An 11,001-nucleotide genomic window follows, 5' to 3' on the forward strand; every position below is an offset into this window, starting at 1 on the left:
CGGAGGCTTAAATGGGTCCGGGCGGGGTCGGCTTCATCGGATTCCTGATCGTCGGCCTGATCGCCGGCTTCATCTCCAACAGGGTGATGGGCCGGGAAGGCTCGCTCCTGCGAAACCTCATGGTCGGGGTCGTCGGCGCCCTGCTCGGCGGTTTCCTCGGCTGGATCGTCGGCATCCGGGCGATCGGCTTCCTCGGCGCCCTCGTGATCTCCACGGCCGGGGCGATCCTTTTCCTGTGGCTCGTCGAACGCTACGGGCGACGGGGCTAGCCGCCATGCGGCGCCTCGCGATCCGGGCGCTCGTGCTTCTCGCCGCACTGATCGCCACACAGCCCGGCCATGCGGATTCCTCGGCCTATGTGGCGGGCGGCATCGAGGTGGCGGCAGAGGCGGAGGACGCCGTGAAGGCGAAGGACGCGGCGATCGCCGAGGCGATGCTGACGGCCTATCGCCGCGTCGCGGCCCGCATCGCCGTCGGCGGCCGGGTACCGGAGATCAGCGCCGGGCGGGCAGAGGGGCTGGCGTCGAGCTTCTCGATCGACCGCGAGGTCATCGGCGCGAACGGCTACCGGGCGACGTTCACCGTGAGCTTCTCGCCCGAGGGGATGCGGCGTCACCTTTCGGCGAGCGGCGTCCGCGTGGTCGACGAGCGTGCGCCCCCGGTGCTCGTCGTGCCGGTGCTCGTCCTCGGTGGGGAGGCGAGGCTGTGGGAGGGAGCCCGCCAGTTCGCGGCCGCGCTGGAGGCGCAGAAGGGGGCCGACGGCCTCGCGCCGGTGATCCTGCCGAGCAGCAGCCGCCAGGATGCGGAGCTCGACCGCGACTATCTCCTGAGCCTCGCCCCGATCGAGGCGACGAAGCTGCGCATGCGCTATGATGCCCACTCCGTCGTGCTGGCCATCGCCGAGCCGCGACAGGGCGAGGTGCGGCTGACGCTGAGGGGCGAGGACGCCGCCGGCCCGATCGACAGTGCGAACACGGTCGAGGGAGGGCTCGACGCGGCCGCCGCGGCGGTGGTCTCCGCACTGGAAGAGAGATGGAAGCGCGTCATGTCGGGCATCGCCGTGGCGCAGCCGAAGGAGACGGGCCGGGAACTCAGGGGACCGATCACGGCGTCGAGCTCGCGCGTGGCGCCGCTGTCTCCGGATCCCCTGTGGGTGCGGGTCCTGCTGCGCTACGGTGACGACTGGCGCGACATCCGCCGGCGCATCGAGATCAGCGGCGGCAGCGACGGCATCGCGCTCGACTATCTCGAGCCGGGGCTGGCAGAGATCCGGCTCTGGCCCCGCGGAGATCCGATGGATCTCGTGAGGCGCCTGTCTCAGGTGGGGCTCGACCTGTTCCCGGCCGGGGGCGGGTGGGTGCTTCAATCCTACTGACCACCCGGCATTCGACATTTCCCACCCGGTGCATCGCCACCGGCCCGTTGCGTGAGGCCCCCGTCGCCGTGAACCTGCCCAATCTCATCACAGTGGCGCGACTCCTGGCGGTGCCGCTCGTCGTCTACCTCATCGCGCTGCACGAGTACTGGTTCGCGTTCTGGGTGTTCGTGGCCGCCGGCGTGTCGGACGGGCTCGACGGCTTCATCGCCAAGCACTACCACCAGGAGACGGAGCTCGGGCGCTACCTCGATCCGCTGGCCGACAAGGCGCTGCTCGTGGCCATCTATGTCGGCCTCGGCGTGCAGGAGGAGATCCCGCTCTGGCTCGTCATCGCCGTCGTCAGCCGCGACGCCTTCATCGTCTCGGCCGTGACGCTGTCCTACATGCTCTCCCATCCCGTGCATATCAGGCCGTTGATGGTCAGCAAGGCGAACACGACGGCGCAGATCGTCTTCGCCGCCGTCGCCCTCGGGGATCTCGCCTTCACGCTGGACGTCGGCCAGCTGCGCGACCTGCTCGTCTTCCTCGTCGCGGCCCTGACGGGGCTCTCGGGACTGGCCTATTTTCTGGTATGGATCCAGCACATGGCAACGGAGCCGGCGGAACCGGGCGACCGGGGAGGGCAGGATGAGGCTTGAGCGGAAGGTGGCGTTCTGGCTCGGCGCGCTCGCCGTGTTCGTCCTTCTCCTCTACATCTTGAAGCCGATCCTGCTGCCGTTCATCGCGGGCATGGCGCTCGCCTACGTGCTCGACCCGATCGCCGACAGGATCGAGCGCCTCGGCGCGAACCGGCTCGTCGCAACGCTGACGATACTCTTGCTGTTCACCCTCATCGTGGCGCTCGTCCTGGTGGCCCTGGTGCCGACGCTCGCGCACCAGGTGGCCGTGTTCATCGAGCGCCTGCCGAGCCTGCTCGAGCGCCTCGAGGCGCTGTGGGACGAGTTCGTCACGCACTGGCTCGAAGTCGACTGGATCGGCCGCGAATGGCTCGGGGAACTGCTGCCGCCCGAGGCGGAGACGGCGACCTTCAGCGACACGATCAGCAATTTCGCCGGCCAGGCAGCGTCGTGGGCCGGCAGCCTCGTCGGCACCGTCGTCACGGGCGGCTTCGCGCTCGTCAACGCGATCGCGCTTCTCGTCGTCACGCCCGTCGTCGCCTTCTACCTCCTCTACGACTGGGACCGCATGGTGGCGAGCATCGACAACTGGGTGCCGCGCGACCATGTCGGGACGGTGCGGCGGCTCGCCCGGGAGATCGACGCCGCGCTCGCCGGGTTCGTGCGCGGGCAGGGCCTCGTCTGCCTGATCCTCGGCGCGATATACGCGACGGGTCTCAGCATCATCGGGCTGAACTTCGCCCTGCTGATCGGCGTCGGCGCCGGGCTGATCAGCTTCGTGCCCTATGTCGGCACGATCACCGGATTCGTGGTGGGTGTGGCCGTCGCGCTCGTGCAGTTCTGGCCGTCATGGGGGCCGATCATCGCGGTGATCGGCGTGTTCGTGATCGGGCAGTTCATCGAGGGGAACTTCCTGCAGCCGAAGCTCGTCGGCGGCAGCGTCGGCGTTCACCCGGTCTGGCTGATGTTCGCGCTGTTCGCCTTCGCATATCTCTTCGGCTTCGTCGGCATGCTGCTCGCGGTGCCGCTGTCTGCCGCACTCGGCGTCCTCACCCGCTTCGCCCTTTCGAGGTATCTCGACAGCAGCCTCTACAGGGGTGGAGCCGGAGGTGCAGCGGACCGCGAGCCATGACGAGGCCGCGGCAGCTCGCACTCTCGCTGCCCCACCGGCCCGCGCTCAGCCGCGACGACTTCCTCGTCGGCGCGGCGAACCGCGCGGCCCTGCAGGCCGTCGAGGCGTGGCCGGACTGGGCTTACGGTGCGCTGCTCCTGCTCGGACCGGAGGGGAGCGGCAAGACCCACCTCGCCGAGGTCTGGCGGGCGCGCTCGGGGGCATCGAGGATCGCGGCCGGTGTGCTGCGCCCCGAGGATGTGCCCGCACTCGCGGAAGCGGGGCCGATCGCGGTCGAGGATTGCGACAGGGGCGTCGACGAGCGGGCGCTCTTCCACCTCGTCAACGAAAGCGATCAGAGAGGCTCGACCCTGCTGCTGACGGCGCGATCGGAGCCGGCGACTTGGCGGCTTGTCCTGCCGGACCTGCGGTCCCGCCTCGCGCGCATCCCCACGGTGGCCTTGGGGCCGGTGGACGACGAGCTTCTGGCCGCGCTCATGGTCAAGCTCTTCGCCGACCGGCAGATCACTGTCGAGCCGGGTCTCGTGCGCTACCTAATCCCCCGTGTCGAACGGAGCTTCGCGGGAGCGAGCCGGCTCGTGGCGAGGCTCGACGAGCTGGCGATCGAGGAGAAGAAGCCCGTGACACGGGCGCTCGCCTCGCGGATCCTGCGCGAGGAGCAGGCCCCTTGAGGCGCCGGACCCGCCGTGGGCGGCGGACGCCTGCAAAGGAATGGTCACAACACGCACGTATAGGGGCAGGTCTGCGGCATGCTGCAGGAACCGTTGCCACAGGAGCGAGCGAGATGAACGAGTCGACGCAACAGATGGCCGAGGTGGCGAGCGAGCCCGTCGAGACGGCGAGTGCGGCGCCGCAGGGCCAGCGTGACGACGCCTTCGACACGTTCATGTCGAGCCCGGAGCGTTTCATCAACCGGGAGCTCTCCTGGCTCGGCTTCAACCGGCGCGTCCTCGAAGAAGCGGAGAACCCGAACCACCCGCTCCTCGAGCGCCTGCGCTTCCTGTCGATCTCGGCCAACAATCTCGACGAGTTCTTCATGGTGCGCGTCGCGGGGCTGAAGGGACAGGAGCGCGAGGGGGTCGACACGATCAGCCAGGACGGTTTGACGCCGCGTCAGCAACTCTCGCGCATCGAGGAGGCCGTCGGCTCCCTTTCGTTCGATCAGCAGGCGCGGTGGCGGGAGCTGCGCAACGAAATGGCCGAGGTCGGCATCGTGATCGCCGAGGCCGACGAACTGACGGACGCCGATCTCGACGATCTGGAGCAGTTCTTTCTCGACCGTGTGTTTCCGGTGCTGACGCCGCTGGCGATCGATCCGGCCCATCCCTTCCCGTTCATCCCGAATCTCGGCCTCTCGCTGGCACTCGAGCTTCTCAGGCCCGACGACGGGCGCGTGATGCGCGCGCTCGTGCGCATGCCGCTCAAGATCGACCGCTTCGTCTCCCTGCCGGGGCGGCAGAGCGACGGCGGCCAGCCGGTCGTCCGCTTCATCCGGCTCGAGACGGTCGTCGAGCTGTTCATCTCGAAGCTGTTCCCCGGCTACCAGATCCGCGGGGGCGGCGCCTTCCGCGTGATCCGCGACAGCGACATCGAGCTCGAGGAAGAGGCGGAGGATCTCGTCCGCTTCTTCGAATCGGCGCTCAAGCGCCGGCGGCGCGGGTCGGTGATCCGGCTCGAGGTCGAGAAGTCGATGCCGGCGACGTTGCAGCACTTCGTGGCCTCCGAGCTCGACGTCACGAACGACGAGATCTTCATCGTCGACGGCGTTCTCGCGCTGCCGGACCTCTCCCAGATCGTGTCGATCGAGCGTCCGGAGCTGAAGTTCCCGCCCTACACGCCCCGTTTTCCCGAGCGCATCCGCGACCATGGGGGCGACTGCTTCGCCGCCATCCAGCAGAAGGACCTGATCGTCCATCACCCCTACGAGTCGTTCGACGTCGTGCTGCAGTTCCTCAGGCAGGCGGCGGCCGACCCGGAGGTGGTGGCGATCAAGCAGACGCTCTACCGCACGAGCAACAACTCGCCGATCGTGCGCGCCCTGATGGACGCCGCCGAGAGCGGCAAGTCGGTGACGGCGGTCGTCGAGCTCAAGGCGCGCTTCGACGAGGAGGCGAACATCAAGTGGGCGCGGGACCTCGAGCGTGCCGGCGTGCAGGTGGTGTTCGGGTTCGTCGAGCTCAAGACGCACGCGAAGCTGTCGCTGGTCGTCCGCCGGGAGGGCGGAGAGCTCAGGTCCTACGTGCATATCGGCACGGGCAACTACCACCCGATCACGGCGCGGATCTACACCGACCTCTCGTACTTCACGGACGATCCCGTCATCACGCGCGACGTGGCGCGCATCTTCAACTTCATCACGGGATACGCCGAGCCGGGCGGGCTCGAGGTGATGGCGCTGTCGCCATACACGATCAAGAAGACGATCCTTCAGAACATCGCCGACGAGATCGCGCACGCCGAGGCCGGGCGGCCGGCCGCAATCTGGGCGAAGATGAACTCGATCGTCGATCCCGACGTGATCGACGGCCTCTACCGCGCAAGCCGGGCCGGCGTCGAGGTGAAGCTCATCATCCGCGGCATCTGCTGCCTGCGGCCGGGCATCCCCGGCATATCCGAGAACATCGAGGTGAAGAGCATCGTCGGGCGCTTCCTCGAGCACTCCCGCATCGCCTGCTTCGGCTGCGGGCACGGGCTTCCCTCTCCCGAGGCGGCCGTCTACATATCGAGCGCCGACTGGATGCCGCGCAACCTCAACCGTCGCGTCGAGGCCGCCGTGCTGATCACGCATCCGACGGTGCACGCCCAGATCCTCGACCAGATCATGGTTGCGAATCTGAAGGACAACGAGCAGAGCTGGCAGCTGCTTCCGGACGGCGGATCGAAGCGTATCGTCCGGGATGAACGCGACAGCCCCTTTAACGCCCACCGCTACTTCATGACCAATCCCAGCCTGTCCGGACGCGGCAAGTCCCTCGACCAGCACCAGCCGGACACACTGAACGATGACGCCACTTGAGCATGTGAGGGCGGCCGAGCAGGCCGCTCCGGGGCGCCTGCCGGGCCTGAGGCCGGTCGGCGTGGTGGACATCGGCTCGAACTCCGTCCGCCTCGTCGTGTACGAGGGGCTCTCGCGGTCGCCCACGCCGCTCTTCAACGAAAAGGTGCTCTGCGGCCTCGGCCGGCACGTCGCCTCGAAAGGCATTCTCGACGAGGACGCGATCGACAAGGCGCTCACGGCGCTCCGCCGGTTCAAGGCTCTCGCGAACTGCCTCGAGGTCCAGTCGCTGCACGTGATCGCCACGGCCGCGGCGCGGGAGGCGTCGAACGGGCCGGCCTTCGTCGAAGCCTGCGAGAGGATCTGCGGCACCGAAGTCCGCGTTCTCACGGGACCGGAAGAGGCGGAGCTCTCCGCCTTCGGCGTCCTCGCCGGGATGCATCGCCCCGCGGGGCTGGTCGGGGACATGGGCGGCGGCAGCCTCGAGATCGTCGACATCGACGCCCAGCACATCGGCGAAGGCGCCACGATGCCGCTTGGTGGCCTGCGCCTCATGGACGTCGCCGGTCGCTCGCTGAAGAAGGCTGAGAAGTTCGTCAGCGACACGTTCGATGCGATGCCGGATCTCGCGGCGGGCCGTGACCGGGACTTCTACGCGATCGGGGGCACGTTCCGGGCCCTTGCGCGTCTCCACATGGCGCAGAGCGGCTACACGCTGCACGTCATGCACGGCTACACGATCCCCGCCCAGGCGGCGATCGAGTTCTGCGGCCTCGTGAAGTCGGAGAAGCCGGGAACGCTCGGCGGCATCAGCGCGGTGAGCGAAGCCAGGCAGGGCCTCCTGCCATACGGGGCGATCGTGCTCGAGCAGCTCCTGCGCCGGGCGGAGCCGAACCGTGTGGTCATCTCGGCCTACGGCGTGCGCGAGGGGCTGCTCTACACGCTGCTGCCGGAGTTCGAGCGGCAGCAGGATCCGCTTCTCGTGGCCTGCGCCCAGCTCGGCTACCTGCGCTCGCGGTCGCCGGACGCCGGCGAGGAGCTCTTCGAGTGGACGTCGATGCTGTTCGAACAGGCGGGTCTCGACGAGACGCCCGAGGAGCGCAGGCTGCGCCACGCGGCCTGCCTCGTCGTCGATATCGGCTGGCGCGCCCATCCCGACTACCGTGGCGAGCAGTCGCTGAACATCCTCGCGAACGCCTCGCTGAGCGGCATAGACCACCCGGGGCGGGCGTTCCTCTCGCTGGCCATCTACTACCGCTACGCGGGGCTGGTCTCAGACGAGATGAGCCCCCAGATCCGCGAGCTCGCGAGCCCACGCCTCCTCCACCGGGCGCGCGTGCTCGGCGGGGCCATGCGCGTGGCACTGCTTCTGTGTGGTGGCATGTCAGGGATCCTCTCCCACACGCCGATCCGCCTCGAGAACGAGGTCCTGACGCTCTCCCTCGACGGGGAGGCAGCGGCGCTGGCCGGCAGCCGCGTCGAGACGCGGCTCAAGAACCTCGCCAAGCTCCTGTCCTGCCGGTGGGCGATCGAGGCGCCGCCGGAATAGGGGGGGCGGGGTGTCGGACTTCCTCAGCCCGAGCGGCTTCGGGAGCGCCGCTTCTCGTTGCGGGCGGGAGGCTCGCGATCCTCCACGCGCAGCGACTCGCCCTGCACGGCTAGCGCGAGGCGCCCGTGCTTCAGCGCCAGCGCCTTCTCGCCGAACAGCTCGCGCCGCCAGCCGGAGAGGGCCGGCACGTCGGCCTCGTCGTCGGCGGCCAGCGCCTCGACCTCTTCGGAGTTGGCGATGAGCCGCGATGCGACGCGGTTGCGGTCGGCCACGTGCTTCAGGAGAACCTTCAGGAGATCCGCCACGGGCCCCGCCGCGCGGCGCGCGCCGTCGCTGCGGGGCACCCGCGGCAGCTCCTCGGCGGGCCGCGCTTTCACGCGCTTGACGATCGCCACGATCTCCCGGCCGCTCGCCGAGCGCTCGTATCCGTTCGGCACGCCGCGCAGACGGCCGAGCGCCTGCTCGCTGTCGGGTGCGTGGGCGGCAACCTCGTAGAGCGCGTCGTCCTTCAGGACTCGCGACCGCGGCACGTCGCGCGTCTGCGCCTCGCGCTCGCGCCACTCCGCAAGCTCCATGAGAATGGCGAGATCCCGCGGCTTCTTCACCTTCATCTTCAGACGCTTCCACGCGTCTTCCGGCTCGGTGCGGTAGGTCGCGGGGGAGGTGAGGATCGCCATCTCCTCCGCGATCCACTCGCTGCGCCCCAGCTTCTCGACCTTCTCCGCCAGCGCTTCGTAGACGGGCCTCAGGAACGTCACGTCGGCGGCCGCGTAGGCGAGCTGCGCCTCGCTCAGCGGCCGGCGGCTCCAGTCGGTGAAGCGGTGTGACTTGTCGATCGCGCCGTCGGCGATCTGCCGCACCAGCGCCTCGTATCCGATCGACTCGCCGTATCCGCACACGGAGGCCGCCACCTGGGTGTCGAAGAGCGGATGAGGGATGAGGCCCGCCATGTGGTGGACGATCTCGACGTCCTGGCGCGCGGCGTGGAAGACCTTCACGATCGTCTCGTCGGCCATCAGGTCGAAGAAGGGCTGAAGATCGATGTCGGCCATCGCGTCGACGAGGATGGCGTCGCCCTCGGGGCCCGCCATCTGGACGAGGCAGAGCTTCGGCCAGTAGGTCGACTCGCGCATGAACTCGGTGTCGACGGTTATGTAGGGCTGCCCTTTCAGGCCGGCGCAGGCGTTCTTCAGGTCGTCGGTCGTCGTGATCGTGTGCATGGGCCTTCGTATATCCCGGGGCAGGACGATTCTCACGAGGCGCCGCCAAGGCGGCGACGCACCCGCGCAAACCCGCTTCCGAAGGGGCCCGGAACGTCGGAGACGCGTCATCGGGAGGCCGGCTGGCCGGGAAGGGCGGGCGTGTCGGAGAACCGTCACGTTCGCGCCTACTATAGCAGACGCTTCGGCATGGCCGACATACCGTGTCGCCGCCCGCCGCGCTATTGACATCCCCGGGAGCCTATGCGCCTTTCGCCCCCGTTTTCGTGGTGAATCCAACAGTTAGGGACTGACGATGCATCCGTATCGGACGCACACCTGCGGCGAGCTCCGCGAGGCCCGGGTCGGGGAGACCGTGCGGCTCTCGGGGTGGGTGCATCGCGTGCGCGACCACGGCGGCCTGCTCTTTATCGACCTCAGGGACCACTACGGCATCACGCAGTGCGTGGCGGACCCCGATTCGCCCGCCTTCGCGGATGTCGAGAAGGTGCGCGCGGAGTGGGTCGTGCGGATCGACGGCCGCGTCCGCAGCCGCCCGGCCGAGACGTACAACGAGAACCTCTCCACCGGCGCGATCGAGGTGTTCATCGACGGGCTCGAGGTGCTGAGCGCGGCGGCCGAGCTGCCGATGCCGGTGTTCGGCGACGCGCAGTATCCGGAGGAGACACGGCTGCGCTACCGCTTCCTCGACTTGCGCCGCGAGAAGCTGCACCAGAACATCGTCAAGCGATCGAAGATCATCGCCTCGATCCGCCAGCGGATGGTGGATCAGGGCTTCCTCGAGTTCCAGACACCGATCCTCACGGCGTCGAGCCCGGAAGGCGCGCGCGACTTCCTCGTGCCGAGCCGGCTGCACCCCGGCCAGTTCTATGCGCTGCCGCAGGCGCCGCAGCAGTTCAAGCAGCTGACGATGGTGGCGGGCTTCGACCGCTACTTCCAGATCGCCCCCTGCTTCCGCGATGAGGATGCCCGCGCCGACCGCTCGCCGGGCGAATTTTACCAGCTCGACATCGAGATGAGCTTCGTCACCCAGGACGACGTGTTCTCGGTTGTCGAGCCGGTGCTGCGGGGCCTCTTCGAGGAGTTCGGCGAGGGCAAGCACGTGACGCCCGAGTTCCCGCGCATCCCCTACGCGACGGCCATGCGGAAGTACGGCACCGACAAGCCGGACCTCCGTAACCCGATCGAGATGGAGGAGGTGAGCGAGGCCTTCCGCGGCTCCGGTTTCAAGGTCTTCGCGAACATCCTGGAGAAGGACGCCGACGCCGAGGTCTGGGCGATCCCGGCCAAGGGCGGCGGCAGCCGTGCCTTCTGCGACCGGATGAACTCCTGGGCGCAGGGCGAGGGGCAGCCGGGGCTCGGCTATATCTTCTTCCGCGACGGCGAGGGCGCGGGCCCGGTGGCGAAGAACATCGGGCCGGAGCGCACCGAGCAGGTGCGGACGCAGCTCGGCCTCGCCGACGGCGACGCGGTGTTCTTCGTGGCGGGCAAGCCGAAGAGCTTCGTCAACTTCGCCGGCGCCGCGCGCCGCAGGGTCGGCGAGGAGCTCGGCCTGATCGCGAAGGACCTCTTCGAGTTCTGCTGGATCGTGGACTTCCCGATGTTCGAGTGGAACGAGGACGAGAAGAAGGTCGACTTCTCGCACAACCCCTTCTCGATGCCGCAGGGCGGCCTCGAGGCGCTCCAGACGATGGACCCGCTCGAGATCAAGGCCTTCCAGTACGACATCGTCTGCAACGGCATCGAGCTGTCGTCGGGCGCGATCCGGAACCACCTGCCGGAGATCATGCGCAAGGCCTTCGAGATCGCGGGCTACGACCAGAGCGTGCTCGAGGAGAAGTTCGGGGGCATGCTGCGGGCCCTGCAATACGGCGCCCCGCCGCATGGCGGCATCGCCCCGGGCGTCGACCGGATCGTGATGCTGCTCTGCGGCGAAGAGAACCTCCGCGAGGTCGTGATGTATCCGATGAACCAGCAGGCGCAGGACCTCATGATGGGCGCGCCCTCCGAGGTCTCGGCGAAGCAGCTTCGCGAGCTTCACATTCGCCTCGCGTTACCCCAGACCCGGCAGCAGGCGAGCTGACGGCCGGTCATCGTTCGGATTAGGTTT

General features: G+C 68.6%; 9 protein-coding genes. 8 read left to right on the forward strand and 1 reads right to left on the reverse strand.

Annotated elements, in window-relative coordinates; genetic code table 11:
• Positions 1-11: 11 nt before the first annotated feature.
• From N177_RS17290 to N177_RS17320, 7 genes are all read left to right on the forward strand, one after another.
• Positions 12-269: a GlsB/YeaQ/YmgE family stress response membrane protein gene (locus tag N177_RS17290; RefSeq protein WP_023433694.1), complete on the forward strand. Its 258-nt coding sequence runs from the start codon at positions 12-14 to the stop codon at positions 267-269.
• Between the two features lie 5 nt (positions 270-274).
• Positions 275-1,375 (forward strand): DUF2066 domain-containing protein, encoded by a 1,101-nt coding sequence (locus N177_RS17295; RefSeq protein WP_023433695.1) that lies wholly within the window; start codon positions 275-277, stop codon positions 1,373-1,375.
• Positions 1,376-1,443: 68 nt separating this feature from the next.
• Positions 1,444-2,016 carry a CDP-alcohol phosphatidyltransferase family protein gene (locus N177_RS17300; RefSeq protein ID WP_023433696.1) on the forward strand — a complete coding sequence of 191 codons (573 nt, stop codon included), beginning with the start codon at positions 1,444-1,446 and terminating at the stop codon, positions 2,014-2,016.
• Positions 2,006-3,127, forward strand: coding sequence for an AI-2E family transporter (locus N177_RS17305; protein WP_023433697.1), 1,122 nt, complete (start codon positions 2,006-2,008; stop codon positions 3,125-3,127). The genes N177_RS17300 and N177_RS17305 overlap by 11 nt, the downstream gene beginning before the upstream one ends.
• Positions 3,124-3,798 carry a P-loop NTPase family protein gene (locus N177_RS17310; RefSeq protein WP_023433698.1) on the forward strand — a complete coding sequence of 225 codons (675 nt, stop codon included), beginning with the start codon at positions 3,124-3,126 and terminating at the stop codon, positions 3,796-3,798. The genes N177_RS17305 and N177_RS17310 overlap by 4 nt, the downstream gene beginning before the upstream one ends.
• Before the next feature lie 113 nt (positions 3,799-3,911).
• Positions 3,912-6,143 (forward strand): RNA degradosome polyphosphate kinase, encoded by a 2,232-nt coding sequence (locus N177_RS17315; protein ID WP_023433699.1) that lies wholly within the window; start codon positions 3,912-3,914, stop codon positions 6,141-6,143.
• On the forward strand, positions 6,130-7,671 hold the full coding sequence (locus tag N177_RS17320; protein ID WP_051402437.1) for a Ppx/GppA phosphatase family protein: 1,542 nt from the start codon (positions 6,130-6,132) through the stop codon (positions 7,669-7,671). Before N177_RS17315 ends, N177_RS17320 begins: the two co-directional genes overlap by 14 nt.
• 23 nt (positions 7,672-7,694) lie before the next feature.
• On the opposite strand, the gene rnd is transcribed toward N177_RS17320, so the two are convergent.
• Complete coding sequence (gene rnd, locus N177_RS17325; protein ID WP_023433701.1) at positions 7,695-8,891, reverse strand: ribonuclease D; 1,197 nt, start codon at positions 8,889-8,891, stop codon at positions 7,695-7,697.
• Between the two features lie 295 nt (positions 8,892-9,186).
• Between rnd and aspS the strand changes: the two genes are divergently transcribed.
• Positions 9,187-10,974 (forward strand): aspartate--tRNA ligase, encoded by a 1,788-nt coding sequence (aspS, locus tag N177_RS17330; protein ID WP_040485979.1) that lies wholly within the window; start codon positions 9,187-9,189, stop codon positions 10,972-10,974.
• Positions 10,975-11,001: the final 27 nt, after the last annotated feature.

The organism is Lutibaculum baratangense AMV1 (assembly GCF_000496075.1).
GTDB classification, from domain to species: domain Bacteria; phylum Pseudomonadota; class Alphaproteobacteria; order Rhizobiales; family Tepidamorphaceae; genus Lutibaculum; species Lutibaculum baratangense.